Source organism: Streptomyces sp. NPDC088732, assembly GCF_044751205.1.
GTDB lineage: Bacteria > Actinomycetota > Actinomycetes > Streptomycetales > Streptomycetaceae > Actinacidiphila.
The window spans coordinates 173,372-198,485 of the sequence record NZ_JBIVLI010000018.1 but is presented as its reverse complement, the minus strand read 5'-3'; the positions used below and the strand labels follow the sequence as shown (position 1 = coordinate 198,485).

At 71.8% G+C, this 25,114-nt stretch carries 23 protein-coding genes; 17 read left to right on the top strand and 6 right to left on the bottom strand.

Annotated elements, in window-relative coordinates:
- Nucleotides 1–112: 112 nt before the first annotated feature.
- From ACIP9H_RS28960 to ACIP9H_RS28950, 3 genes are read left to right on the top strand one after another with little or no spacing between them, the layout of a single operon-like run.
- Complete coding sequence (locus ACIP9H_RS28960; protein ID WP_401597557.1) at nt 113–775, top strand: HAD family hydrolase; 663 nt, start codon at nt 113–115, stop codon at nt 773–775.
- Between the two features lie 43 nt (nt 776–818).
- Nucleotides 819–2,063: an MFS transporter gene (locus ACIP9H_RS28955; RefSeq protein WP_401597554.1), complete on the top strand. Its 1,245-nt coding sequence runs from the start codon at nt 819–821 to the stop codon at nt 2,061–2,063.
- Nucleotides 2,014–3,189 carry an acetoin utilization protein AcuC gene (locus tag ACIP9H_RS28950; protein WP_401597551.1) on the top strand — a complete coding sequence of 392 codons (1,176 nt, stop codon included), beginning with the start codon at nt 2,014–2,016 and terminating at the stop codon, nt 3,187–3,189. Before ACIP9H_RS28955 ends, ACIP9H_RS28950 begins: the two co-directional genes overlap by 50 nt.
- 20 nt (nt 3,190–3,209) lie before the next feature.
- Here ACIP9H_RS28950 and ACIP9H_RS28945 read toward each other — a convergent pair whose 3' ends face one another.
- Nucleotides 3,210–4,763, bottom strand: a complete 1,554-nt coding sequence (locus tag ACIP9H_RS28945) for a GMC family oxidoreductase (RefSeq protein WP_401597549.1) — start codon at nt 4,761–4,763, stop codon at nt 3,210–3,212.
- A gap of 169 nt (nt 4,764–4,932) precedes the next feature.
- On the opposite strand from ACIP9H_RS28945, the gene ACIP9H_RS28940 reads away from it, so the two are divergent.
- The 5 genes from ACIP9H_RS28940 (at nt 4,933) to ACIP9H_RS28920 (ending at nt 8,795) form a co-directional block, all read left to right on the top strand.
- Nucleotides 4,933–5,748: a phosphatase gene (locus ACIP9H_RS28940; protein ID WP_401597546.1), complete on the top strand. Its 816-nt coding sequence runs from the start codon at nt 4,933–4,935 to the stop codon at nt 5,746–5,748.
- Nucleotides 5,749–5,876: 128 nt separating this feature from the next.
- Nucleotides 5,877–6,086, top strand: a complete 210-nt coding sequence (locus ACIP9H_RS28935) for a helix-turn-helix domain-containing protein (RefSeq protein ID WP_319665659.1) — start codon at nt 5,877–5,879, stop codon at nt 6,084–6,086.
- 107 nt (nt 6,087–6,193) lie between these two features.
- A complete protein-coding gene (locus ACIP9H_RS28930) occupies nt 6,194–6,292 on the top strand; it encodes a 30S ribosomal protein bS22 (RefSeq protein WP_003948845.1) in 99 nt (32 codons plus the stop codon).
- 252 nt (nt 6,293–6,544) lie between these two features.
- On the top strand, nt 6,545–7,588 hold the full coding sequence (locus tag ACIP9H_RS28925; protein WP_401597543.1) for an NAD-dependent epimerase/dehydratase family protein: 1,044 nt from the start codon (nt 6,545–6,547) through the stop codon (nt 7,586–7,588).
- 34 nt (nt 7,589–7,622) lie between these two features.
- Nucleotides 7,623–8,795: a 1-acyl-sn-glycerol-3-phosphate acyltransferase gene (locus ACIP9H_RS28920; protein WP_401597540.1), complete on the top strand. Its 1,173-nt coding sequence runs from the start codon at nt 7,623–7,625 to the stop codon at nt 8,793–8,795.
- A 95-nt stretch (nt 8,796–8,890) separates the two neighbouring features.
- Here the strand turns inward: ACIP9H_RS28920 and ACIP9H_RS28915 are convergent, their stop codons facing one another.
- The 3 genes from ACIP9H_RS28915 to ACIP9H_RS28905 all read right to left on the bottom strand — a co-directional run bounded on the left by ACIP9H_RS28915 (nt 8,891) and on the right by ACIP9H_RS28905 (nt 12,363).
- On the bottom strand, nt 8,891–10,087 hold the full coding sequence (locus ACIP9H_RS28915; RefSeq protein ID WP_401597537.1) for a DUF5667 domain-containing protein: 1,197 nt from the start codon (nt 10,085–10,087) through the stop codon (nt 8,891–8,893).
- A gap of 228 nt (nt 10,088–10,315) precedes the next feature.
- Nucleotides 10,316–11,116 carry an ECF subfamily RNA polymerase sigma factor, BldN family gene (locus ACIP9H_RS28910; protein ID WP_360915604.1) on the bottom strand — a complete coding sequence of 267 codons (801 nt, stop codon included), beginning with the start codon at nt 11,114–11,116 and terminating at the stop codon, nt 10,316–10,318.
- A 326-nt stretch (nt 11,117–11,442) separates the two neighbouring features.
- The gene (locus ACIP9H_RS28905; RefSeq protein ID WP_401597535.1) at nt 11,443–12,363 is read right to left on the bottom strand and encodes an HAD family hydrolase; all 921 of its coding nucleotides are present in this window, start codon (nt 12,361–12,363) and stop codon (nt 11,443–11,445) included.
- 127 nt (nt 12,364–12,490) lie between these two features.
- Between ACIP9H_RS28905 and ACIP9H_RS28900 the strand changes: the two genes are divergently transcribed.
- The 8 genes from ACIP9H_RS28900 (at nt 12,491) to ACIP9H_RS28865 (ending at nt 20,372) form a co-directional block, all read left to right on the top strand.
- A complete protein-coding gene (locus ACIP9H_RS28900) occupies nt 12,491–12,805 on the top strand; it encodes a glutaredoxin family protein (RefSeq protein ID WP_401597533.1) in 315 nt (104 codons plus the stop codon).
- A 114-nt stretch (nt 12,806–12,919) separates the two neighbouring features.
- Nucleotides 12,920–13,621 carry an exonuclease domain-containing protein gene (locus tag ACIP9H_RS28895; RefSeq protein ID WP_401597531.1) on the top strand — a complete coding sequence of 234 codons (702 nt, stop codon included), beginning with the start codon at nt 12,920–12,922 and terminating at the stop codon, nt 13,619–13,621.
- 131 nt (nt 13,622–13,752) lie between these two features.
- A complete protein-coding gene (locus tag ACIP9H_RS28890; protein WP_401597528.1) occupies nt 13,753–14,520 on the top strand; it encodes a redox-sensing transcriptional repressor Rex in 768 nt (255 codons plus the stop codon).
- Nucleotides 14,517–15,923, top strand: a complete 1,407-nt coding sequence (locus ACIP9H_RS28885; RefSeq protein WP_401597526.1) for a glutamyl-tRNA reductase — start codon at nt 14,517–14,519, stop codon at nt 15,921–15,923. The genes ACIP9H_RS28890 and ACIP9H_RS28885 overlap by 4 nt, the downstream gene beginning before the upstream one ends.
- On the top strand, nt 15,920–16,897 hold the full coding sequence (hemC, locus tag ACIP9H_RS28880) for a hydroxymethylbilane synthase (RefSeq protein WP_401597523.1): 978 nt from the start codon (nt 15,920–15,922) through the stop codon (nt 16,895–16,897). The genes ACIP9H_RS28885 and hemC overlap by 4 nt, the downstream gene beginning before the upstream one ends.
- Nucleotides 16,894–18,588: a uroporphyrinogen-III synthase gene (locus tag ACIP9H_RS28875; RefSeq protein ID WP_401597521.1), complete on the top strand. Its 1,695-nt coding sequence runs from the start codon at nt 16,894–16,896 to the stop codon at nt 18,586–18,588. Before hemC ends, ACIP9H_RS28875 begins: the two co-directional genes overlap by 4 nt.
- Nucleotides 18,589–18,752: 164 nt before the next feature.
- Entirely contained in the window at nt 18,753–19,754 is a 1,002-nt protein-coding gene (gene hemB, locus ACIP9H_RS28870) for a porphobilinogen synthase (protein WP_401597519.1), read from the top strand.
- Between the two features lie 345 nt (nt 19,755–20,099).
- A complete protein-coding gene (locus ACIP9H_RS28865) occupies nt 20,100–20,372 on the top strand; it encodes a hypothetical protein (RefSeq protein ID WP_401597516.1) in 273 nt (90 codons plus the stop codon).
- A 58-nt stretch (nt 20,373–20,430) separates the two neighbouring features.
- Here ACIP9H_RS28865 and ACIP9H_RS28860 read toward each other — a convergent pair whose 3' ends face one another.
- Together ACIP9H_RS28860 and argS are read right to left on the bottom strand one after the other, a co-directional pair.
- Nucleotides 20,431–21,237: a DUF4253 domain-containing protein gene (locus ACIP9H_RS28860; protein ID WP_401597513.1), complete on the bottom strand. Its 807-nt coding sequence runs from the start codon at nt 21,235–21,237 to the stop codon at nt 20,431–20,433.
- A gap of 92 nt (nt 21,238–21,329) precedes the next feature.
- A complete protein-coding gene (argS, locus tag ACIP9H_RS28855) occupies nt 21,330–23,084 on the bottom strand; it encodes an arginine--tRNA ligase (RefSeq protein WP_401597512.1) in 1,755 nt (584 codons plus the stop codon).
- Nucleotides 23,085–23,212: 128 nt separating this feature from the next.
- Between argS and lysS the strand changes: the two genes are divergently transcribed.
- Nucleotides 23,213–24,880 carry a lysine--tRNA ligase gene (gene lysS, locus ACIP9H_RS28850; protein WP_401597509.1) on the top strand — a complete coding sequence of 556 codons (1,668 nt, stop codon included), beginning with the start codon at nt 23,213–23,215 and terminating at the stop codon, nt 24,878–24,880.
- Nucleotides 24,881–25,114 lie beyond the last annotated feature (234 nt).

Genomic DNA, 25,114 nt, shown 5'->3' with positions numbered 1-25,114 from the left:
TGCAGGGGGGACCCTGTGGGAGAGTAGGACGCCGCCGAACAATTCTTCAGCCTCAACCCCCGAGCTCATGCTCGGGGGTTGAGGCTTTTTTGCGTCCACTACAGTTGGCTTCGTGCGCTACGACCTGGTCATTTTCGACAACGACGGGGTGCTCGTCGACAGCGAGCCGATCGCGAACCATGTGCTCGCCGATCTGCTGACCGAGCACGGGCATCCGACGAGCTACGAGGACTCGTTGCGGGACTACATGGGTTCGGCCATGCACCGCGTGCACGACCTGGTGGCCGAGCGGTCGGGGCAGCGGTTGCCGGAGGACTTCGACGCGACGTACTACGCGCGGGTCTTTGAGGGTTTCCGCCGGGAGCTCCAGCCGGTGCCGGGCGTCGCGGACGTTCTGGAGAAGCTGGACGCGGACGGGGTGCCGTACTGCGTGGCGTCGTCGGGCAGCCATGAGCGGATCCGGGTGGCGCTGCGGAAGACCGGTCTGTACGGGCACTTCGGTGAGGAGCGCATTTTCAGTTCGCAGGATGTGGGCCGGGGCAAGCCGGCGCCCGATCTGTTCCTGCACGCGGCACGTGCGATGGGCGTACCGCCCGAGCGGTGTGCGGTGGTGGAGGACAGCCTGCTGGGGGTGGAGGCCGCGGTCGCGGCGGGGATGGACGTGTACGGCTTCACGGCGATGACCCCGCCGGCGCGGCTGGAGGAGGCGGGGTCGGCGGGGACGCTCACGCTCTTCGCCGAAATGGTGGGCCTGCCGGGAAAACTGATGATGTGATCGACCTACCCGTCCGTAGGGTTCGGCCCTACGCTGCTCGCTCATGGACGGCATCGACGGCAGATTGCGTCATGGGCGGGCCTCCCTGGCCGTCAGCTTCTTCTCGCAAGGTGTGGCCTTCGCGCTCCTGGTGACGCGCATCCCGGCCCTGCAGGATCGATACGACATCAGTGACGCGCTGCTGCCGCTGTTCCTTGCGGCGGTGCCCGTCCTGGCCGGTGTCGGAAGCGTGGCGACCGAGCACCTGGTGAAGCGCGTACGGCCGAGCACGGTGCTGCGCTGGGTGCAGCCGGTGGTGTGCCTGGCGCTGCTGGGCGCAGGTTCCGGCGACACGATGTGGGAACTGGCTCTGTCGCTCGCGGTGTTCGGCATCTGTGTCGGCGGGCTCGACGCCTCGATGAACATGCTCGGCGTGAGCCTCCAGCGCACGTACGGCCGCAGCATCATGCTGGGCTTCCACGCCGCCTACAGCTTCGGCGGCATCCTCGGTGCGTCCCTGGCCTGGGCGGGCGCGCACTGGCACCTGTCGCTCGCGGTGCTGTACGGGCCGGTGGTGGCGGTGCTGATCCCGCTGACGCTGGTGGGCAGCCGCTGGTACGTCGACCAGGCGGCCGACGCGCCCGCGGGGAAGCCGGCGCCGGGCGGAGCCGATGCCCCCGCGTCCGGCGCGTCCGTCGCGATGCGCATGCTGCTGCCGCTGTGCCTGGTGATGGCGTTCGCGTACATCGGCGACTCGACGGTCTCCAACTGGAGCGCGAAGTACCTCCAGGACGTCCTCGGCAGCTCCGAGCAACTGGCGACGGTCCCGTACAACGTCTACATGGTGACGACCCTGCTCGGCCGGTCGGTCGGGGACTTCGGAGTGCGGCGCTTCGGGGCCGCGGCCGTCGTGCGGGTCGGGGCGCTCGTCGCGGTGGCCGGGTTCGCGGTCGTGGCGGTGGCGCCGGGGCCGTGGGTGGGCATGCTGGGCTTCACGCTGCTGGGCTTCGGGCTGTGCGTGATCGTGCCGCAGACCTTCGCCGCGGCCGGGCGGATGTTCCCGGGGGCGTCGGACACAGCGATCGCGCGGCTCAACATCTTCAACTACGTGGGCTTCCTGGTGGGTTCGCCGCTGGTGGGCGCGCTGGGTGACGCGTGGAGCTACCGTGGCGCGATGCTGGTGCCGATGGTGCTGGTGGCCGCCACACTGCTGTACGCCCGCTCGTTCGGAGCCGAGCCCGCCCGATACGGTGGCGACCATGAGCGGCCGCGCACAGCTGATGTGGGACGAGCAGGTAACGGGCTATGACTTCGGTCGCGGGCACCCGATGGATCCGGTGCGGCTCGCGCTGACCATGGGGCTGGTCCGGGCATTCGACCTGGACAAGGCGGCGGCGGTCGTTTCCGCGCCGGCCGCCGGGGACTCGACGCTGGGGCTGGTCCACGACGCCGAGTACGTCGCCGCGGTGCGGCGGGCGTCGGCCGACCCCAAGGCGCTGACGGAGCTGTCGTACGGCATCGGCACCGACGACAACCCGGCCTTCGCGGGGATGCACGAGGCCTCGGCGCTGATCGCCGGCCAGTCGGTGGGCGCGGCCGAGGCGGTCTGGCGCGGCGAGGCCGCGCACGCGGTGAACTTCGCCGGCGGTCTGCACCACGCGATGCCGGGGACGGCCTCGGGTTTCTGCGTCTACAACGACGCCGCGCTCGCCGTCGCGCGGCTGCTGGAGCTGGGCGCCGAGCGTGTGGTCTACGTGGACGTGGACGTGCACCACGGAGACGGGGTCCAGGCCGTGTTCTGGGACGACCCGCGGGTGCTGACCATCTCGCTGCACGAGCACCCTCGCACCTTGTTCCCGCAGACGGGCTGGCCGGAGGAGACCGGTGGCGCGGGCGCGGAGGGCGGCGCGGTGAACCTGGCGCTGCCGGCCGGCACCGGGGACGCGGGCTGGCTGCGGGCCTTCCACGCGGTGGTGCCGGAGCTCGTCGCCGCGTTCCGGCCGCAGGCGCTGGTCACCCAGCACGGCGCCGACACGCACTTCGAGGACCCGCTGGCGCATCTGGCGGTGAGCCTGGACGCCCAGCGCGCGGTGGCGGAGGCCCTGCACGGCCTGGCGCACGAGCATGCCGAGGGCCGCTGGGTGGCGCTCGGCGGCGGCGGGTACGCAGTGGTGGACGTTGTACCACGGTCGTGGACGCACCTGGTGGCCATCGCCGCGGGCCGGCCGGTGGCTCCGGAGTCGGCGACGCCCGAGGAGTGGCGTGCGGAGGTGTACCGCAGGACCCGGCAGACCGGCCCGCTGCGGATGACGGACGGCCGGGACGGGTCCTTCACGGGGTTCCACGACGCGGGGTACGACCCGGCGGACCGGTTGGACCAGGCGATCCTCGCGACCCGGCGGGCGGTGTTCCCGCTGCACGGACTGCTGCCGTAGGGCTCTGCCGACACGGGCGCTCAAACCGTGTCGCGCAGCAGCTCCGCGGCCCGTTCGGCGATGGCGTAGACCGTGGCGTTGGTGTTCGCGGAGACCAGGCGCGGCATCACCGAGGCATCGGCCACGCGCAGGCCGTCCACGCCGCGCACCCGCAGGGCGGGGTCGACGACGGCGTGTGCGTCGGTGCCCATGCGGCAGGTCCCGGCGTAGTGGTTGTAGGAGCGCAGATTGCGGCACAGGCAGGCACGCAGTGACTTCTCGCCGAGGGCGTCCGGGCCGGGCAGGACCTCCCCGTCGCTCCAGTCCGCGAGCGCGGGGGCGGCGGCGATCTCCCGGGCGGCGCGCAGGCCCTGGACCATGGCGTCGAGGTCGCGGATGTCCGCGTAGTACCGCGGGTCGATGCGCGGGGGCGCGCCGGGAGCGGTGCCTGCCAGGCGGATCGTGCCGTGGCTGAACGGTGTCATGAGGGCGACCGTGATCGTCCATCCCCGGCCGGGCCCGGGTCCCGGCAGGCTGTCCTCGCGCAGGGGGACGTCGACCATCTGCAACTGCACATCGGGCCCGGGGACCCCCGGGCCGCTGCGGATCAGCCCCTGGACCTCGCCGTGGTTGCCGGTGCCGGGCGGTACGGGACGGGCCGAGCGGTGGACGACGCCGGACAGGACGTGGTCCTGGAGGTGCGAGCCGACGCCGGGCAGGTGCACCGCGGTGGGGATGGCGAGGGTCCGCAGGTGGGTGCGCGGTCCGATGCCGGAGAGCATGAGCAGTTGCGGGGTGCCGACGGCTCCCGCGGTCAGGACGACCGCTCCGGAGCGGGAGCGGCGCGCAGTGCGCAGTTCGGTGCCGGCGGCGTACTCGACGCCCGTGCAGCGGTCGCCGTCGAGGGTGACCCGGTGGACGAGGGCGCCGGTCACGACGTGCAGGCCGGGCCGGTGCAGGACGGGCCGCAGGTAGGCCGTGGCGGCGTCCTGCCGGATGCCGCCGGAGATGCTGAGGTCGCCCCGGCCGAATCCCTCCTCCAGACCCCCGGCGAGGTCCCGGGCCTCGCGGTGCCCGGTCTGCACCGCGGCGCGCAGGAAGTCCTCGGCGAGCGGGTGCGGGTCGGCGGCGGGGCCGACCCGCAGCGGACCGTCCATGCCGCGCAGCGCCGGATCGCGGTCCGCGACACCGGTGAGGTTCTCGCTGCGCTTGAAGGCGGGCAGGAGGTCGTCGAAGCCCCAGCCGGGAGCGCCCTCGGCGGCCCAGGCGTCGTAGCTCGTGCGGTGGCCGCGCAGGAAGTTCATGGCGTTGATCGCCGAGCTGCCCCCGAGGCCGCGGCCGCGGGGCCACGGCACGGTGATGCCGGTCTCGGTCTGCGGGGTGGTGCGGTCCGCCCAGTCCAGGGGGGTGTTCAGCAGACTCGGCCAGGCCGGCGGCTGGGCCACGCCGGGCGGGTGGTCGGCTCCGCCGGCCTCCAGCAGGAGCACACGCGCGGCCTCGTTCTCGGACAGGCGCGCGGCCAGCGCGCATCCCGCGGACCCGGCCCCCACGACGACGTAGTCGAACTCGGTTCCGTTCGGAAAGCTGTCGGTCACGGTGAACCGCCCCTCGGTGGCGTGCGGTTTGCCCCCTTGTGGGAAGTGTAGGAAGAACCGCGGCCGGGTGAGGAGCCTGTCGGGCAGCGGGCCCGAACGGCCACCTCACGGGAGTGATGTCGGGCTTGTTCCGGTGCGTGCCCGCCCGGGGCCGGGTCACCATCGGCCCGTGGTGAGTGTGGGCGCGCTGCGCGCGCATCTGGTGGGGGTGGGGATCGCCGGGCCGGTGGCGACGACGCGGGAGCGGAGCCTGCGCAGCTACCGGCTCTTCGCCGCCGGGGACCCGCGGCAGACCCTCGGGCTGGATCCGGGGCGGACGTGGACGTCGTCCGACGTGCTGGGCCTGATGGCTGACCAATGCGGGGTTTCGCCTGATCCGCGCCACACTTCCGGGCAGGATGTGATCGACCCGGACCGTACGCTGGCCGGTCTCGACGCCTTCGCCGCTCGTCTGCGGCAGGCGGCGCGGCACAGGGAGCCGGTCCTGCTCGGGACCGGGCATCCGCAGCGGCTCCTGGGTTTCTACGCCGGATTGGCCGCCGCCCTGTCGGCGGCGGGATGTCCTGTCCTCACCCCATCGCATGGTCGACGTGTCGACATGCCGACGCAATTCGGCCTACGCCCCCACAACCTGCGCTACGTAGGGGGCGTCGCGGTGCTCCGTGATGCGCCGGGTGAGGGCGCCCGGGGTGCGCCCGGAGTGCACACGCACTCCCCGCTCCCGGTTCGGGTCGCCCTGGCCGGCGCGGCGACGCGCGGCGGCCCGCTGCCGAGCCTCGTCGTCGGGGATCACGGCTGGGTCTGCGGGGCAGGTCAGCTGGGCATTGAGGCCATGGGACTGGCCGACTCCGACGACCCCGCCGTTTTCGTCGCCCAGGCCGAGGGCAGGGTTTCGGTCGTGGTTCCGCTTGATGACGCTGTGCGGTCCGATTACTACCGACCGCTTACGCGCTATGTACTCAATCGAGCGTGTCTGTCACAGTAGTCAACCGATCGCTACTCCTCTTCCCCACTTGCATCATGCGCACCTAATCTGGGGAGGAGCGCACATGCGAGAGGGAGTCACCGGAGGGGAAGCCGGTGCCCGTCATGTGCGGAAGGTTCAGGTGTGTCATGGCTTCAAGCGAGAGGCCTCTCAACGAGGTCGTGTTCCTGACCGTGGCAGAGGTCGCCGCGGTGATGCGAGTGTCCAAGATGACCGTGTATCGGTTGGTGCACAGCGGTCATCTGCCGGCGATCCGGGTGGGGAGGTCCTTCCGCGTCCCGGAGCAGGCCGTCCATGACTATCTTCGCGAGTCCTACGTGGGGGTGGAAACTGCCTGACGACTGCCTCGGTTTATGCTCGGTGCCCCCGGGCGGGTAGGCTTGGCCGACGTAGGTCGTGTGGGCTCGGACGCCCCGCACCGAGTGAAAACGAAGCGAGGGTAGTCGTGGGCTCTGTCATCAAGAAGCGGCGCAAGCGTATGGCCAAGAAGAAGCACCGCAAGCTGCTGAAGCGGACGCGTGTGCAGCGCCGTAACAAGAAGTAGTCGAGCTGCGCGTCGCTCTTCCCACTGCCCTCTCCCCACCGCCGTCCGCGGTGGGGAGAGGGCAGTGGCGTTTCCGGTGCGGGCGGCAGGGCAGCCGTGACGGGGAGCGGTACCGCCCGGCCGCGGCCGGACGGGCCCGGCATCCTGGGATCTCCTTGACCGCCCTGACGGTGTTCGTACGGTCGAGCGTCATCACGGCGCAACATCGAACCGATACGGTGCGTATATGCGGTAAGTAGGAAGGCGCTGATCTTGGGCAAAGTGGTGCTCGTGACGGGGGTCGCCCGCCAGCTCGGCGGCCGGCTGGTACGACGGATCATGCGTGAACCCGATGTCGACCGGGTGGTCGGTGTCGATGTGCTGCCGCCGGAGCATCAGCTGGACGGTGCCGAGTTCGTGCGCGCCGACATCCGGCATCCGATGATCGCGAAGGTGCTCGCCGAGCACTCCGTGGACACCGTGGTGCACATGGACGTCAGCGGGACGCTGCCGGGCCGCAACAGCCGCGCGGCGGTCAAGGAGACCAACGTCATCGGCACCATGCAGCTGCTCGGCGCCTGCCAGAAGGCCCCGACCGTGCGGCGCCTGGTGGTCAAGTCCACGACGAGCGTGTACGGATCGGCCCCGCGCGACCCGGCGGTCTTCACCGAGTCCATGCCCGCGAAGTCGCTGCCCACCGGCGGCTTCGCCAAGGACGCCGTGGAAGTCGAGGGCTATGTGCGGGGCTTCGCCCGCCGCCGTCCGGACGTGGCGGTCTCGGTGCTGCGCTTCGCGAACATCCTGGGCCCGCACGCCGACACGCCCCTGGCGGAGTACTTCGCGCTGCCGGTGCTGCCGACCGTGCTCGGGTACGACCCGCGACTGCAGTTCGTCCACGAGGACGATGTCATGGACGTCCTGCTGCTTGCCCTGCGCGACGAGGGCAACGGCACCATCAACAGCGGGACGTTCAACATCGCCGGCGACGGGGTGCTGCTGCTGTCGCAGACGGCCCGGCGGCTCGGCAAGCCCACCGTGCCGGTGCTGCTGCCCGCGGTCACCTGGGTGGGGCAGATGCTGCGCACCGCCGGGGTCACGGACTTCTCGCGCGAGCAGATCCGGCTGCTCACCCATGGCAGGGTGGTGGACACGACGCAGATGCGCGAGACTCTCGGCTTCACCCCGAAGTACACCACCGCCGAGACCTTCAGCGACTTCGCCCGCAGTCGCGGCCCGGGGCTGCTTCCGCCCGAACTGCTCGCCCGTACCGTGGACCGGCTCGCCGCGCTGGTGCCCGCGGGCGGCCCTGAGAACTGAGCTTGTGAGCACTCCTGCGAGGAGGAACCGCGCCATGGCGGATGCCAAGGTCATCCCGTTCGACGAGGACACGCGAACGCGGAGGGGGGCGTCGCGGCCGCGGGGACGGGCGGCCGCCCGCAAGCCGGTTGAGGCCTCCGGCGCGAACGCGCTGGCCGCACTGCCGGTCGAGGACAGCACCGGGGACCCGGCCGCCGCCGGACCGGAGGAGTCCGGCCCGCCCGCCGCGGCCTCCGGCCCGGAGGCCGGTGCGGACGCCGGGGCGACCGGCCCCGCCCCGGAGGGGGCCCACGACGGCACGCGGCCGGCCGCCGGTGGCGGACCGCTGGTCGCCGCGCTCGGCCAGGCCGCCGACCGGCTGCTCGGCGGTCCCTGGGAGCGCCGGGTGGCACACGGCCTGGCTTTCCTGCGCCGCCGCGTCACCGGGGACTACGAGGTCGACGACTTCGGCTACGACGAGGACCTCACCGACCAGTTGCTCATGTCGCTGCTGCGGCCGCTGTACGAGTCGTACTTCCGGGTCGAGGTGAAGGGCATCGAGAACATCCCGGCCGAGGGCGGCGCCCTGGTGGTGGCCAACCACTCCGGGACGCTGCCGCTGGACGGGCTGATGATGCAGGTCGCCGTCCACGACAACCACCCGGCGGGGCGGCATCTGCGCCTGCTCGCGGCGGACCTGGTCTTCGTGCTGCCGCTGGTGAACGAACTGGCACGCAAGGCCGGGCACACCCTGGCCTGCGCCGAGGACGCGCAGCGGCTGCTGGAGCGCGGCGAGGTCGTCGGTGTGATGCCGGAGGGCTTCAAGGGGCTCGGCAAACCGTTCTCGGAGCGCTACAAGTTGCAGCGCTTCGGGCGGGGCGGCTTCGTGGCGACCGCGCTGAAGACCCGGGTGCCGATCGTGCCGTGCTCCATCGTGGGCGCGGAGGAGATCTACCCGATGATCGGCAACGCGAAGACCGCGGCGCGGCTGCTGGGCTTCCCGTACTTCCCGATGACACCGACGTTCCCGTGGCTCGGGCCGCTCGGGCTGGTGCCGCTGCCGACCAAGTGGACCATCCAGTTCGGCGAGCCGATCGCCACGGACGGCTACGCGCCGGAGGCGGCGGAGGACCCGATGCTGGTCTTCAACCTCACCGACCAGGTACGGGAAACGATTCAGCACACGCTCTACAAGCTGCTGGTACAGCGGCGTTCGGTGTTCGTCTGAGCTCCTGCCGCGGCAACCCGCGATCGGCACATGGCGAGGGCCGGTGCCCGGGACGATTCCCGGGCACCGGCCCTCGCCGTGTGCCGACCGGCCGGCTACTCGCCGTTGTCGTCCTCCGTGCCCAGGCCGAGACCCGGGAGGAGGCCCGGCAGCAGCGGGGGAAGCGTGACGGACGGCTGTGCCGTCTCGCCGGAGCCGCTGGACGGGCTGCCGCTGCTCGCCGGAGGGTTGAGCAGTCCGTCCGTGCCGCCGATGAAACCGCCGTCGGAGCTCTTGGACGCCGACGGGCTGGCCTTCTCCGTACCGCGCTCGACGGAGCGGTCGCTCGCGGAGTCGCTCGACGAGGGGGACGGCCCACGCGTGCCGCTGCCGGAACGGGCGCCGCTGCCCGGGGTGCCGCCCCGCCCGTCGACCGCGGTGGCGGCGGGGGGCAGCAGCTTCTGCAGCGGGGCGACTTCCTGCTCTATGGCGTCGAAGACCGAGGTGACCTTGTTGCCGACGTCGCTGAGCTTGTTGGGCAGCCGGTCGCGCAGCTCGGTCCAGCCCTTGCGGTGGTTGCTGGAGAACGCGGAGAGCGTCTCCATCGGCCGCAGGGAGCCGTCCTTGCGATACGCGGCGGTGAGCAGCCGGTGGCCCTCGGTGGCCTCCTGCTGCATACCGGACAGCGCCCGGCGGATCTCGCCCACCGACTCGTCGTCGAGTTGGCCGCCGCGCCCGCGCTCCATGAGGCGGCGGGCCTCCTGGAGCCGGGTGGAGGCGAGGTCGAGATAGACCTTGCCGCGGTCGGCGTCGTCGTCGGCGAGGTTGAGGCGCATGTCCTCCATGCCCCGCTTGAGCCCGTACAGCGTGTCACCGGGGAGCGCGTCGGTGCTCGCGGCGGCCACGCCGCCGAAGGCACCGGCCGCCACGCCCACCGACAGCCCGCCGGCGGCCAGCCGGCGCGACCACGCGGAACGGGGCCTCAGTTTGCCCATGCCGCGGCCGCCCGCGCGGTGTGCGCCGCGGCCGCCGTCGCGTTGCTCCGGGACCGTCAGCGTGCCGTCGGCGAGCGCGGCTTCCATCGCCGCGATCAGCTGGGCACGTTGCACGGTCTTGGCCTCGGGGTCCAGCGTCGGCCGCGGAACGTCCTCCAGGGCGTCCGCCAGGGCCAGAAGCCTTCCCTGACCCGGATCCGCATGCCGGTCCGCGGCGTGGGCGCCGTGCTGCTCGCCGGCGTGCGCCTGTTGGCCGTCGTCCTCAAGGGCGTCGGCGAAGGCGTTCGCCCGCCGGTGCGCCGTTGGGTTCGCGATCACGGGCGGCACCTCCTCTCGTCATCCACCTCGACTCCCCGTTGTGCCTGCAAGGTTCCACACCTTGAGCCCTTCCACCCGATCGAGTGATCGGAAGCGGGCAGGGCACGGCAGTGGGGGGTCCGCATGTGATGCAACGAGCGCCGTACGCCCAGGGTTACGCCCAGGGTTGCGCACTCATGATGATCGGACCGTGAAGACAGTCGCAAGATGAAGTCCCATCCATGGCGTTCATCGCGCGTCGTCGGGAAGCAGCCGGGCGAGGGTCCGTACGGCCCGGTACTGCAGGGTCTTGATCGCGCCTTCGTTCTTCCCCATGATGCGTGCCGTCTCGGCGACGGACAGGCCCTGCAGGAAGCGCAGGGTCACGCACTCCTGCTGCTGGGGGTTGAGCTTGCGCACCGCGCGGAGCAGCGACTCGTTGGACAGCGACTCCAGGACGCAGTCCTCCGGGCTGGGCTCGACCTCGTTGGCGTCGAGCATCTCCCCGGTGGTCACCTCCAGCCGGAAGCGGCTGGACTTGAAGTGGTCGGCGACCAAGTTGCGCGCGATGGTCACCAGCCAGGCGCCGAAGTCGCGGCCCTGCCAGGTGAACGTGCCGATCCGGCGCAGCGCGCGCAGGAAGGTCTCGCTGGTGAGGTCCTCGGCGGTCGCCTTGCCCCCGACGCGGTAGTAGATGTAGCGGTACACGGTGTCGGAGTAGTGGTCGTACAGCCGCCCGAAGGCCTCGGTCTCCCCGGCCTGGGCGCGTTCGACCAGGTCCATCATCCGCCCGCTGTCGGTGTCGGACGCGGGCCGGCGCGTGGAGGCGCCCGAGGACCGTGCGGTCTGCGAGGTGCTGCGGGCACGTCTGCCGACCGCCGCCCGGCCGTCGGCGAGCGCATAGGTCGCCAGCGCGGGGCCGGCGGGCACTGCTGCGGCGAGTGCTGGCACGGGCACGGCGTACGCGGGGACAACGCGCAGCAGGTGCTCAGCCACCAGTGCGCGCAGCGTAGCCAGGCCAGAGGCGTCAACCCCGGTGTGTGGGTACACGGGACTCCCAGAGGCAGAACTTCCATCACGTGCAGTACGGAACCGTTCACTCGTCGTAGCGACGCGTGGGAACCGGCTTGCGTTTGAGGAGAATAACGCTTCGTACAGGCGACGCTACACCGAGTTGCTGAAATCGCCGGTTCCGCCCACTCTCTGGCGGAATGGTGATCGATCAATTATCGAACACCGAAACGTACTTGACCACATAGCGTCGTGAAATGCTCGCGTGGAGAGCGTGTTGTGGCTGTGTGGTCATGTGGCGACTGACGGGACGCCAGAGGGGTACAACGGTGTGTCGCACATCGGCCCCGGACCGGGGCCGATGCTCAGCGGCGGCGGCGCTGCAGGGCCACCGCGGCGGCGGCGCCGCCCGCGACCGCCCCGACCCCGGCGGCGGCCGGAATGCCGATTTTCGCGGCCTTGCGGCCGGTGCGGTAGTCGCGCAGCCGCCAGCCCATTTCGCGCGCGTGTTTGCGCAGTCGCGTATCGGGATTGATCGCGTATGGATGTCCGACCAACGACAGCATCGGGATGTCGTTCGACGAATCGCTGTACGCGGCGCAGCGCGACAGTTCGAGTCCCTCGGCCGCGGCGAGCGCCCGGACCGCCTCGGCCTTCGCCGGACCGTGCAGCGGCTCGCCGACCAGCCGGCCGGTGTAGATCCCGTCGACGTGCTCGGCGACGGTGCCCAGGGCACCGGTCAGCCCGAGCCGCCGGGCGATGATCGTGGCGGTCTCGACGGGCGCGGCGGTGACCAGCCACACCCGCTGCCCGGCGTCCAGGTGGGCCTGGGCGAGCGCGCGGGTGCCGGGCCAGATCTTGCCCGCCATGTACTCGTCGTAGATCTCCTCGCCGATCGACATGAGCTCCTCGACGCGGTGCCCCTTGACGATCGACAGCGCGCTCTCGCGCACGTCCTGCATGTGCTCGGGGTCCTCGGACCCGGCGATGCGGAAGTAGGCCTGCTGCCACGCGAAGCGCGCCAGGTCGCGGCTGCGGAAGAACTTCCTCTTGTACAGCCCGCGCCCGAAGTGGAAGATCGCGGCGCCCTGCATGACCGTGTTGTCCAGGTCGAAGAAGGCGGCCGCGTGGGGATCGCCGACGACCGGGAACGCGGGAAGGGCGGTCCGTGCCGCCTTCTTCGCCACGGGCGCCGCGAGGGCGGCCTCGGCCGCGGCCTCGCCCGCCAGCACGCTGCGTGCAGTGGCGGAGCGCTTACGGGGGGTGAGCCATCGCAGAGCGGCCATGGGGCGAGCATAGCCAGTCTGTTGGGCACTTCCGGTGCTCAGATGGAGCAGGTGAATGAACTCCGAGCGACAGAAGTGTTACTCCCGTCACGGTCGGTTGACGCCGGGCAGGGGCAGAATGGCCGGCATGAGTCCCCTGTTCGGACGCGGCCCCCGCCAGGACGCCGCGGGTCCTGCTGTTTCCGCCGATCCCGTCGATCCCGCCTCCCGCACGGTCACGCTGATCACGAAGCCCGGCTGCCACCTGTGCGACGACGCCCGCGCCGTCGTCGGCAAGGTGGTCGCCGAGGCCGGCTGCCGCTTCGAGGAGCGCGACATCACCCAGGACGAGGAGCTGCACCGCGCGTACTGGGAGCAGATCCCGGTCGTCCTGATCGACGGGGAACAGCACACGTTCTGGCGTGTCGACGAGGCCCGGCTGCGCCGCGGGCTGGGCCTCTGAGGCCTCCGGGGCCACGGGTGGGTGATTTGCGCGTGTTCCTCTGGGCGCGTGTGCTCGATTACCATCAAGGCGTTTTGTGTGCTGCGGGGGTATGTACGTAAGGATGGTGACGGCGTGCTCCCGGGCAGGCTTCTGACGCGCGGCGGCTATGCCGTCGTGGACGTCGAGGCCACCGGTTCGAGCTCGCGGCGGAACCGCGTGGTCGAGCTGGCGGTCGTTCTGATGGACCGCGATTTCGTCGCACAGGGCGAGTTCTCGACCCTGGTGGACCCCGAGGGCCCGGTCGGCCCCACCCACATCCACGGCATCGAGTCCCACCATGTCGAGGCGGCCCGTGCGCCGCTGTTCTCCCAGATCGCCCCCGGGCTGCTCGCCCTGCTGCGCGGCCGGGTGCTGGTCGGGCACAACGTGGGCTGCGACCGGGCGTTCCTGGCGGCGGAGTACGGCCGCATCGGCATCCGGTTCCCCGAGGTGCCGGAGCTGTGCACCATGCGGATGGCGGCGCAGCGCGAGCCCGTGCCGCGGGGCCTGAGCCTGCGGGCGTGCGCCGAGGCGGCCGGGCTGACCGGCTGGTCGGCGCACACCGCGCTCGGCGACGCGCGGGCGACCGCCCGGCTGTTCACCGCGTACGTCCGGGAACTGCCGCAGTGGCCCGCGCACGCGGAGCAGGAGCTGGCGCGCGCCGCCGGGGTCGAGTGGCCCCGGCTCGCGGGGACGGACACGCCCTGGGTGGAGCGCAGGGGTACGGAGCGACCGCTGATGCGGAACGTTCCTGTACAAAAGGTGGCTTCTTCTGTCCGTAATGGGGGCGCGTGATGCCGGTCACTTCCCCAGGGCAAATCGGACACCATCTTTGTGCACGCGTTCACAAAGACATAGCCTGGCGTGTACGGGGCGGCCCCATCGAGGGGTGCCGTCCGCAGCCCAGCTCTACCCGCAGGAGCATCGTGGCAACTGGCCGAACTCACCGACCGGCGACCCGGAGCCGAGGGATTCCCGAGGCCACCGTCGCCAGGCTCCCGCTGTACCTGCGGGCCCTGACCGCGCTCTCCGAGCGATCGGTGCCCACGGTGTCGTCGGAGGAACTCGCGGCGGCGGCCGGAGTGAACTCCGCCAAGCTCCGCAAGGACTTCTCCTACCTCGGTTCCTACGGAACCCGCGGTGTCGGCTACGACGTCGAGTACCTCGTGTACCAGATCTCCCGCGAGCTGGGCCTGACCCAGGACTGGCCGGTCGTGATCGTCGGTATGGGCAATCTCGGTGCCGCGCTCGCCAACTACGGCGGCTTCGCCTCCCGCGGTTTCCGCATCGCCGCGCTCATCGACGCGGACGCGGCGCTCACCGGCCGGCCGATCGCGGGGCTGCCGGTGCGGCACGCGGACGAGCTGGAGTCCATCGTGCGGGACAACCACGTGTCCATCGGCGTGATCACCACGCCCGCCGGTGCCGCCCAGGAGGTCTGCGACCGCCTGGTGACCGCCGGGGTCACCTCGATCCTGAACTTCGCCCCGACCGTGCTGACCGTCCCCGACGGGGTCGACGTCCGCAAGGTCGACCTCTCCATCGAACTGCAGATCCTCGCCTTCCACGAGCAGCGCAAGGCCGGCGAGGAACTGGAGGGCGCTCTCTCGGTTCCCCCGGTGGCGGCCAAGGCGGTCCGCGACGGCGACCGCCCGGGACCTGACGGGGACGTCCCCGCCGTGATGCCGGCATGAGCCTCCTCGTGGTCGGGCTGAGCCACCGCACCGCCCCGGTCGGCGTCCTGGAGCGGGCCGCGCTCGCCGAGGACACCAAGGCCGATCTGCTGCACGACGTGCTGGCCGCGGAGCCGGCCAGTGAGGCGGCGGTGCTGTCGACCTGCAACCGCATCGAGCTGTACGCGGACGTCGACAAGTTCCACGCCGGGGTCGCCGAGCTGTCCACGCTGCTCGCCCGGCACAGCGGCGTCGGGCTGGACGAGCTCACCCCGCACCTGTACGTCCACTACGAGGACCGGGCCGTCCACCACCTGTTCTCGGTCGCCTGCGGCCTGGACTCCATGGTTGTCGGCGAGGGCCAGATCCTCGCCCAGATCAAGGACATGCTCGGCCTCGGCCAGGAGCTGCACACCGCCGGCCGGACCCTGAACGACCTGTTCCAGCAGGCGCTGCGGGTCGGCAAGCGGGCCCACTCCGAGACCGGGATCGACCGGGCCGGGCAGTCGCTGGTCACCTTCGGCCTGGACCAGATGGCACAGGCCATCGGCGGCACCGGCTTCGCCGAGTGGGGCAGGGGCAAGCGCGCACTGGTCGTCGGCGCGGGCTCGATGAGCTCGCTCGCCGCAGCGACCCTGGCCCGGGCCGGGGCCGGCGAGATCGTGGTCGTCAACCGCACGCACGAGCGCGCCGAGCGGCTGGCCGAGTCCGTCGGCGGCCGCGCGGTGCCCATGGACGACCTGGCCGCGGAACTGCCGCACGCCGACATCGTGGTGTCCTGCACCGGCGCGACCGGCCTGGTGCTGACCGCCGACACGGTCGCCCGCGCCACCCTGACCCGCGCCCTGCGCGCCGCCGGCGGGCCGGCCGCGCCCATCGGCATGCTCGACCTGGCGCTGCCGCGGGACATCGACCCGCTGGTGCACGCCATCGACGGAGCGCATCTCACCGACCTGGAGACCATCGGCACGGCCGCGGCCGACGCCCCCATGGCGGCGGACGTCGACCAGGTCCGAAAGATCGTTTCCGCAGAGGTCGAGGCGTTCGGCGCCGCCCAGCGCGCCGCGCACATCACGCCGACCGTGATCGCCCTGCGCGCGATGGCCGCCGAGGTGGTCGCCACCGAGCTCGCCCGCCTCGACGGCCGGCTGCCCGGTCTGGACGAGCGCGAACGCGCCGAGGTGACCCAGACCGTGCGCCGCGTGGTGGACAAACTCCTCCACGCGCCCACCGTGCGGGTCAAGCAGCTTGCGGGCGAACCCGGCGGAGCCGGGTACGCTGACGCGCTGCGCGAACTCTTCGACCTGGACCCGCAGGCGGTCGCCGCCGTCAGCCGGGCCGACTCCCCGGCCGTACCGGTGGTCCCGCCGCCGGCCGCGTCGACCGGGGCCGTCACGACTGAACCGAATCGAGGGCGGGCATGACAAGGCCCACCGCACTGAAACTGGGAACCCGGCGCAGCGCGCTGGCGATGACGCAGTCGGGACTGGTCGCCGACCAGGTGCGCCGGCTCACCGGCCGCGACGTGGAACTGGTGGAGGTCACCACCTACGGCGACGTCTCCCGCGAGCACCTGGCGCAGATCGGCGGCACCGGGGTGTTCGTCTCCGCGCTGCGCGACGCGCTGCTGAGCGGTGAGATCGACTTCGCCGTCCACTCCCTGAAGGACCTGCCCACCGGCGACGCCGAAGGGCTGACGCTGGCCGCGATCCCGTCCCGCGAGGATTCGCGGGACGCGTTGGTGGCCCGCGACGGCCTGACCTTCGAGCAGCTCGCCACGGACCCGCGCGGTGCCCGGATCGGCACCGGCTCGCCGCGCCGCGCCGCCCAGCTGAACGCCTGGGCCCGCTCGCTCGGCGTGCGCATCGAGACCGTGCCGATCCGCGGCAACGTGGACACGCGCATCGGATACGTTGCCTCGGGCGACCTCGACGGTGTCGTCCTGGCCGCGGCCGGGCTGAGCCGGCTGGGGCGCCTGTCCGAGGTCACCGAGCTGATCTCCCCCGACGTCGTGCTGCCCGCCCCCGGACAGGGGGCGCTGGCCGTCGAGTGCTCTGCGGCCGACGCAGAGCTCGCCGCCGTGCTCGCCGGGCTCGACGACCCGTTCACCCGGGCCGCCGTGACCGCCGAGCGCGCACTGCTCGCCGCCCTGGAGGCCGGCTGCTCCGCGCCCGTGGGCGCGCTGGCGGAGCCCGCCTACGAAGGTGCCGACGGGCACATCACCGAGCTGCGCCTGCGCGGTGTCGTCGGGACCACCGACGGCTCCTCGCTGGTGCAGATGTCCATCACTGGTCCCACCCCCGTCTCTCGCGAGGAAGCTTCGGCCATGGGCCGCGAGCTCGCCGACGAGATGCTCGCCAAGGGTGCGGCCGGTCTTATGGGGGAGCGCGTACTTTGAGCCCCACCGCCGCCGCAGCGACCAACACCACGACCGCCGCCGATGCCACGGCAGGCAGTGCCGGCACCGCCGGCCGCACTGCCGACGGGCCGCCCCTTCCGGTCCTCGGGCACGTCACCTTCCTCGGTGCCGGACCCGGCGACCCGGGTCTGCTGACCCTGCGGGCCGTCGAGGCCCTGGCCCGTGCCGATCTGCTGGTCGCCGACCAGCAGGTGCTCGAAGTCGTGCGCACGCACGCCCGGGCAGGCGTGGACACGGCGGAGCCGGCCGTCGCCGAGGGCGAGTTGAGCACGTCGGCCGCCGCGACCAAGCTTTGCACGGCCTCCGCGCGCACCGGCAAGCGGGTGGTCCGAGCGGTCGCGGGCGACCCCGGACTCGACCCCCAGGCCGCCGCCGAGATGCTCGCCTGCGCCCACGCAGGCATCCCCTTCGAGGTGGTTCCGGGCGTCGCCGCGGCCGTCGGCGTGCCCGCGTACGCCGGTGTCCCGCTCAGCGGTGACGTGCGCTTCGTCGACGCGGCCACCGCCTCCACCCGCTGCTGGAGCGAGGCGGGCGCGAGCGACGCGACGGTGGTGGTCTCCACGACCCTGCAGACCGTCGCCGCCAACGCCGCCGAGCTGGTCTCCGCCGGGCGCAAGCCCGACACCCCGCTCACCGTCACCGTCGCCGGCACCACCACCCGGCAGCGGACCTGGACCGCCACGCTGGCGACCATCGCCGCCGAGCTGAAGGCCACCAAGGCGCTCCCCACCCCGGAGGGCCCCATCGCGGCGATAGCCGTGGTCGGCGAACCGACCACGCAACGCGACCTGCTCTCCTGGTTCGAGACCAAGGCCCTGTTCGGCTGGAAGGTCCTCGTGCCGCGCACCAAGGAGCAGGCGGTCTCCCTCTCGGACCAGCTGCGGTCCTACGGGGCGGTGCCGCACGAGGTGCCCACGATCGCCGTCGAGCCGCCGCGCACCCCGCAGCAGATGGAGCGCGCCGTCAAGGGCCTGGTTACCGGGCGCTACGAGTGGATCGCCTTCACCTCGGTCAACGCCGTCAAGGCGGTCCGCGAGAAGTTCGAGGAGTACGGGCTCGACGCCCGCGCCTTCGCCGGCATAAAGGTCGCGGCGGTCGGCGAGCAGACGGCGCGTGCCCTCGTGGACTTCGGCGTGAAGCCGGACCTCGTGCCCAGCGGCGAGCAGTCCGCGGCCGGGCTGCTGGAGGACTGGCCGCCCTACGACCCCGTCTTCGACCCCATCGACCGGGTCTTCCTGCCCCGCGCCGACATCGCCACCGAGACGCTCGTGGCGGGCCTGGTGGAGCTCGGCTGGGAGGTCGACGACGTCACGGCCTACCGGACCGTCCGCGCCTCGCCCCCGCCGGCGGAGACCCGCGAGGCCATCAAGGGCGGCGGCTTCGACGCGGTGCTGTTCACCTCGTCCAGCACGGTGCGCAACCTCGTCGGCATCGCCGGCAAGCCGCACAACGTCACCGTCATCGCCTGCATCGGCCCCGCCACCGCCAAGACGGCGGAGGAGCACGGGCTGCGGGTGGACGTGATGGCCCCCGAGCCGTCCGTGCAGGCGCTGGCGCAGGCCCTGGCCGACTTCGGAGTACGGCGCCGCGAGGCGGCCCTCGCGGCAGGCGACCCGGTCACCAGGCCCAGCGAGCGCCGCCCCGGCTCGCGCCGCCGCGCCCGGGTCTGAGACCCGGCGCACCCTTCGCGCCGCCCGCGAGGCGGCCGGCCCGACCGGCCGGCCGCCCCGCGGGCGTACGGCCCGGAGCCCGACATGTGGTCGGGAAGAGCACCCCTGTCGCGGGCGTACCGTGGTGAACGGAAGCCACGGCGACGGAGAGGCGCGACACGGTCATGAGCGGAAGCGGTACTCGTTACGGTCGGTTCCCCGGCGCGCGTCCGCGCCGACTGCGCACCACGCCGGCGATGCGCCGCATGGTCGCGGAGACCCGCCTCGACCCGGCCGGACTGATCCTGCCGGTGTTCGTTCGTGAAGGCATTCACGAGCCCGTGCCGCTGTCCTCGATGCCCGGCGTCGTCCAGCACACCCGCGACACCCTCCGCAAGGCCGCCGTCGAGGCCGCCGAGGCGGGCGTCGGCGGGATCATGATCTTCGGTGTCCCGCTCGACGAGAAGAAGGACGCGGTCGGCACCCCCGGCACCGACCCGGACGGCATCCTCCAGGTCGCCATCCGCGACGTCGTCTCCGAGGTCGGTGACGCGCTGGTGGTCATGGCCGACCTGTGCCTGGACGAGCACACCGACCACGGCCACTGCGGCGTCCTGGACGCCGAGGGCCGGGTCGACAACGACGCCACCCTGGAGCGCTACGCCGAGATGGCCCGCGTCCAAGCCGACGCCGGCGTCCATGTCGTCGGCCCCAGCGGCATGATGGACGGTCAGGTCGGCGTCGTCCGTGAGGCGCTGGACGCCGCGGGCCGCCAGGACGTCTCCGTGCTGGCCTACACCGCCAAGTACGCCTCCGCGTTCTACGGCCCCTTCCGCGAGGCCGTCGGCTCGTCCCTGGTGGGCGACCGCAAGACGTACCAGCAGGACCCCGCCAACTTCCGCGAGTCGCTGCGCGAGCTGACCCTCGACCTCGCCGAGGGCGCCGACATGGTGATGGTCAAGCCCGCCCTGCCCTACCTGGACGTGCTCGCCAAGTTCGCCGAGACCGTGGACGTTCCCGTCGCGGCTTACCAGATCAGCGGTGAGTACGCGATGGTCGAGGCCGCGGCCGAGCGCGGCTGGATCGACCGCGACCGCGCGATCATGGAGACCCTGACCTCGATCCACCGCGCCGGCGCGCAGCTGATCCTCACGTACTGGGCGACCGAGGTCGCGAACCGGCTCTGACCGCGCGGGGCCAACGGGCCCTTGAGCGGTGGTTTTTGACGGCCTTGGCGCATCGGCCCCGGACAGGGCCGGACCGCCGGGCCGGGACACCTGTGCGCAGGGCGGGTGTGCGGACCTGGCGGTACGGAGCCGGCTCCACGCCTGCGACCTGCGGTTTTGTGATGTCGGGGTGCGCTCGGACGCGCGTGACGCCGCCACGCCGTACTCCGGTTCCCATCGAGGTGATATTTCGTTACATCAAGTGGGTTTGCTCGCGATCCCGAATGAAAGGGGCATATCGCCGGGAAGCATCGTGGTGTCCAAACCGGGGCGGACGCGCAAGCGCCGCCGAGAAAGGAGACCGCAATGCGGGCTTCCCGATTTGTCGCCGCGCTGGGTGTCGCGGCCGCCGTGCTGATGGGTGGTGCCACGGCTGCCAGCGCCGCCACCGAGGTGGCGCCCAAGGCGGCAGCTCACGTGACGCACGACCGTGGCCACGGCTACGGCGACCGTGGCAATGACTATGGCGACCGTTGGGGTCGCGACCGGGGCCACCGCCACGACCGCTGGGGCCACCACCGTCACCACCGTCACCACGGCCGTCACCACTGGGGCCACCGCTGGGGTCACAACCGCTGACGGATGACATCGCGGGGGCGCCCTTCCGACTCGGGGGAGGGCGCCCCCGCCTTTGTGCTCAGTCCCACCAGAAGGTCCAGCACCGCTCGCCGAGCAGCGACTTCGCGTAGGTGCGGAGGGAACCACTGCCCTGGGTGATGTTGTCCGGGCAGAAGGCGAAGTGCTCCGCTGCGATCGCCTCGGCCCCGGCCTGATCCACCGGCGGCGCGGCGACGGAGAGCACCAGGACGTCGAAGGACAGGGCCACGACCCGCACGCCGAAGCGGTCCTCCCAGGAACGCAGCACGGCGCAGAGCCGGGCCACGTCGTTCTCGTGGTTGAGCGGGCCGGTCCAGCCGATGGCCGCCGGGATGTCGGCGCTGCGCCGCGCGGGGACAAGGGCCGCTCGGGGGTCCTTGAACCAACCCGCCCCGGCCACCGACGCCGCGACCTCGGCGGCCCGGACGTCCGGATCGGCCTCCGACTCCCTTGCCGGGGCCGGCCCCGGCCACTCCCGGCCGAAGGGGGCGACCAGTTCCGCCTCGTCCGCGCCGAAGTCCTCCTCGAAGTCCCAGAATCCGGCCAGGACGTCCTCGGCGTCGTGGTCGCCGGGGTACGACATCGTCCCGGGGGAGAGCTCGCGGGTGGCCGGCATCGCCGCGTCCATCGACAGCAGCAGCGGATGCAGGCCCGCCGACATGCGTGCGGGGAGCAACCGCTCCCAGGCGTCCGGTGCGGCGGCTCCGTCCGCGTGCCAGAGCAGCGGCTCGTGCCAGCAGCCCTCATTCGTCGCGTCGACGAGGCGGCCGGGCGGGAGTCCGAGTCCCAGGGACCGGCCCGAGGGGTCCTGCGCGAGTTTCGGGAGCTGGTTGGGAAGCGTCGCCATGGCCGTGAATCTATGACCCGCCACTGACAACGGCGGCCCCGGAGGGAGTCGGTACTTCCACCAGGGCCGCCGTCGAGCGGACGCGGGGCGCGTCAGAGGCGCTCGGGGGTGCGGATGCCGAGCAGCGCCATGCCCTGCCGCAGGGTGCGGGCGGTCAGGTCGCAGAGGAAGAGGCGGTTCTCCCGCAGCTCCGGGGTCTCGGCCTTCAGGACCGGGCACTGGTCGTAGAAGGTGGTGTACGCCGAGGCCAGCGAGTAGAGGTACGAGGCCAGCTTGTGCGGCTCGTACGTCTCCGAGACACCCGCCAGGGTCTCCGCGAACTCGTCCAGCAGCAGGCCGAGTGACCGCTCGGCCGGGGCCAGCGGCAGCTCAGGGTGCGCCACCGGCTTCGCGTCGCCCGCCTTCCGGAGGATCGACTGGATACGTGCGTACGCGTACTGGAGGTACACGCTCGTGTCGCCGTTGAGCGAGACCATCCGGTCGAGGTCGAAGACGTAGTCCCGGCCGAGGGAGGTGGACAGGTCGGCGTACTTGATCGCGCCGATGCCGACCTCCCTGGCCCGGTCGGCGACCTCCTCGTCCGTCAGCTCCGAGGACTTCTCCCGGATGACGGTCGCGGCGCGCTCCACCGCCTCGTCCAGCAGGTCGACCAGCCGGAAGGTCTCACCGGACCGGGTCTTGTACGGCTTGCCGTCCTTGCCGAGCAGGGTGCCGAACGGGATGTGGAGCGCCTTGACCTCGTCGGTCAGCCAGCCGGCCCGCTTGGCCGTCTCGAAGACCATTTTGAAGTGCAGGGCCTGCCGGGAGTCGACCACGTACAGCAGCGTGTTCGCGTGCAGGTCCGCGGTGCGGTTCCGGACGGCGGACAGGTCGGTCGCGGCGTAGCCGAAGCCGCCGTCGGCCTTCTGCACGATGAGCGGGACGGGCTCGCCGTCCTTGCCCTTGATGTCGTCGAAGAAGACGCACAGCGCGCCGTTGGAGCGCACGGCCACACCGGACTTCTCCAGCAGCGTGCAGGTCTCCACGAGCATGTCGTTGTAGCCGGACTCGCCGACGACGTCCTCGTCCCGGATCGCGATGTCGAGCTTGTCGTAGACCGAGTTGAAGTAGATCTTCGACTCGTCCACGAACCGCTGCCACATCGCCAGCGTCTCCGGCTCGCCCGCCTGGAGGTCCACGACCCGCTTCCGCGACCGGGTCTTGAAGTCGTCGTCGGAGTCGAAGACCGTCCGGGACGCCTTGTAGAGCCGGTTGAGGCGCGACATGGAGGCCTCGCCGGCCTCCTCGGCGGCGTCGGTGCCGTCGCGGTCCCCGTGGTCCAGCTCGTGCGGGTGCTCGACCAGGTACTGGATGAGCATGCCGAACTGGGTGCCCCAGTCGCCGATGTGGTGGCGCCGGACCACCGTCTCGCCCTCGAACTCCAGGATCTTGACGAGCGCGTCGCCGATCACGGAGGACCGCAGGTGGCCGACGTGCATCTCCTTGGCCACGTTCGGCTGCGCGTAGTCGATCACCGTGATGCCGGGGTCGGCCTTGGCGGGCACGCCGAGCCGGTCGTCGGCGGCCCGGGCGGCCAGCGTCCGGGTGATCGCGGCGTCGGCGACGGTGATGTTCAGGAACCCGGGGCCGGAGACCTCGACGTCGGCGATGAGCCCGTCGTCCTTCGGGAGGGCGGCCACGACCTCGGCGGCCAGCTCGCGCGGGTTCGCCTTGTTCCGCTTGGCGAGGCCCAGCACACCGTTGGCCTGGAAGTCGGCCCGGTCGCTACGTCGCAGCAGCGGGTCGGCACCGAGGGCGTCAGCGACGCGCTGCTGGATCGTGGCGGAAAGCGAGTTGACCGAGGCCATGGGATGGGTGCTTCCTGAGAGGGATCAGAGATCAACCCTCAGTATCCCACGCGCTACCACTCATTTTTCTCTGGGACAATTGCCGGGTACCGAGCTACCCGCTGCACTGGTGGAAGGAAGTCGAGACAGTGGCTCAGAGCACCGAGGCCGACTGGGTCGCCCGCTTCGCGGACGACGTCATCGCGGAAGCCGGGCGGCGGGCTCCGGGCAAGAAAATCACCGTCGCTTCCGGGATCAGCCCGTCCGGGCCGATCCACCTGGGCAACCTCCGCGAGATCATGGTCCCGCACCTGGTCGCCGACGAGATCAAGCGGCGCGGCGTGCCCTGCGAGCACATCCTGTCGTGGGACGACTTCGACCGGTACCGCAAGGTCCCGGCCGGTTACGATCCCTCGTACGCGGAGCACATCGGCAAGCCCCTGACCGCCGTCCCGGCGCCCGAGGGCAGTGCGTACGAGAGCTGGTCCGACCACTTCAAGGCGCCCTTCCGCGAGGCGCTGGCCGCGCTCGGCGTCGAGGTCACCGAGATCAGCCAGACCGTCGAGTACACCTCCGGCACCTACCGCGAGCAGATCCTGCACGCGATGCGCGAGCGGCGCCGGATCGACGAGGTGCTCGGCCGCTACCGGACGAAGAAGAAGTCCGGCGGCGAGGAGCAGGACGACGAGGAAGCGTCGCTGGAGCAGGCCCCCGAGTACTACCCGTACAAGCCGTACTGCTCCGCCTGCGGCAAGGACACGACCACGGTCGTCGCCTACGACGACGACACCACCGAGCTCACCTACGACTGCCAGGCCTGCGGCAACCGCGAGACGGTCCGGCTGAGCGAGTTCGACCGCGGCAAGCTGGTGTGGAAGGTCGACTGGCCGATGCGCTGGGCCTTCAAGGGCGTGGACTTCGAGCCGTCCGGCGTGGACCACCAGTCGCCCGGCTCCTCGTGGATGGTCGGCCAGCAGCTCGTGCGCGAGATCTTCGGCGCCGAGCCGCCCATCGGCCCGATGTACGCGTTCGTGGGCATCAGCGGCATGGCCAAGATGTCCAGCTCCAAGGGCGGTGTGCCGATCGCGGCCGACGCCCTGCAGATCATGGAGCCGCAGCTGCTGCGCTGGCTGTACGCCCGCCGCCGGCCGAACCAGGCGTTCAACATCTCCTTCGGCGACGAGATCTCCCGCACCTACGACGAGTGGGACGCGCTGGAGCGCAAGGTCGCCGAGGGCACGGCCGCACCCGTCGACGTCGCGGTGCACTCGCGGGCCGCGCGCACGTCGAGCGGTGAGCTCCCGACCACCGCGCACAAGCTGTCCTTCCGCACCCTCGCCTCGGTCGTGGACATCACGACCGGCGACGAGGAGCAGACGCTGCGCATCCTGCGCGACCTCGACCAGGAGCGGCCGCTGGCCTCCCTGGACGACGCCCGGCCGCGCCTGGACTGCGCCGAGCACTGGGTCAGCACCCACGTCGAGCCGGAGGCCCGTACCCGGGTCCGCACCGAGCCCGACGCGGCGGCCCTGGAGGCACTGTCCGGCGAGGAGCGCGAGGCGCTGAAGCTGCTGGTGGACGGGCTGCCCGAGCACTGGTCGCTGGACGGGCTGACCACCTTGGTCTACGGAGTGCCGAAGACGCAGGCGGGCTTCGCGCCGGACGCCAAGCCGACGCCGGAACTCAAGGCCGCCCAGCGCTCGTTCTTCGCCCTGCTCTACAACCTGCTGGTCGGCCGGGACACCGGCCCCCGGCTGCCCACCCTGCTGCTGGCCGTGGGCCAGGACCGGGTGCGGGAGCTGCTCGCGGGCAGCTGACCCCGGCTCGTGCACGACGGCGGCGGGTGGCCGTGCCACCCGCCGCCGTCGCGCGTCCCGGGGCGAATATTCGAACGCGCCGCGGCGCGCGGGGCGTTATGGTCGTCGAGCGCGGGGCGGCTCCCGGTGTGCTTCCTTCTCTTCACTCTCACTGAATCGAGTGCACCCCCTTCCCGCCCCGCGCGCAACCGGCGTCACCGGTCCGGCGACCGGACCGGACCCGGGGCGGCTCAC

Excerpts from the sequence above, each read along its gene's own strand:
- ACIP9H_RS28885 (WP_401597526.1), top strand. The coding sequence starts at position 14,517 with ATGAGCCTCCTCGTGGTCGGGCTGAGCCACCGCACCGCCCCGGTCGGC.
- ACIP9H_RS28950 (WP_401597551.1), top strand. The coding sequence starts at position 2,014 with ATGAGCGGCCGCGCACAGCTGATGTGGGACGAGCAGGTAACGGGCTAT.
- ACIP9H_RS28865 (WP_401597516.1), top strand. The coding sequence starts at position 20,100 with ATGCGGGCTTCCCGATTTGTCGCCGCGCTGGGTGTCGCGGCCGCCGTG.
- ACIP9H_RS28860 (WP_401597513.1), bottom strand. The coding sequence starts at position 21,237 with ATGGCGACGCTTCCCAACCAGCTCCCGAAACTCGCGCAGGACCCCTCG.
- hemC (WP_401597523.1), top strand. The coding sequence starts at position 15,920 with ATGACAAGGCCCACCGCACTGAAACTGGGAACCCGGCGCAGCGCGCTG.
- ACIP9H_RS28935 (WP_319665659.1), top strand. The coding sequence starts at position 5,877 with ATGGCTTCAAGCGAGAGGCCTCTCAACGAGGTCGTGTTCCTGACCGTG.
- hemB (WP_401597519.1), top strand. The coding sequence starts at position 18,753 with ATGAGCGGAAGCGGTACTCGTTACGGTCGGTTCCCCGGCGCGCGTCCG.
- ACIP9H_RS28955 (WP_401597554.1), top strand. The coding sequence starts at position 819 with ATGGACGGCATCGACGGCAGATTGCGTCATGGGCGGGCCTCCCTGGCC.
- ACIP9H_RS28905 (WP_401597535.1), bottom strand. The coding sequence starts at position 12,363 with ATGGCCGCTCTGCGATGGCTCACCCCCCGTAAGCGCTCCGCCACTGCA.
- ACIP9H_RS28920 (WP_401597540.1), top strand. The coding sequence starts at position 7,623 with ATGGCGGATGCCAAGGTCATCCCGTTCGACGAGGACACGCGAACGCGG.
- argS (WP_401597512.1), bottom strand. The coding sequence starts at position 23,084 with ATGGCCTCGGTCAACTCGCTTTCCGCCACGATCCAGCAGCGCGTCGCT.
- ACIP9H_RS28900 (WP_401597533.1), top strand. The coding sequence starts at position 12,491 with ATGAGTCCCCTGTTCGGACGCGGCCCCCGCCAGGACGCCGCGGGTCCT.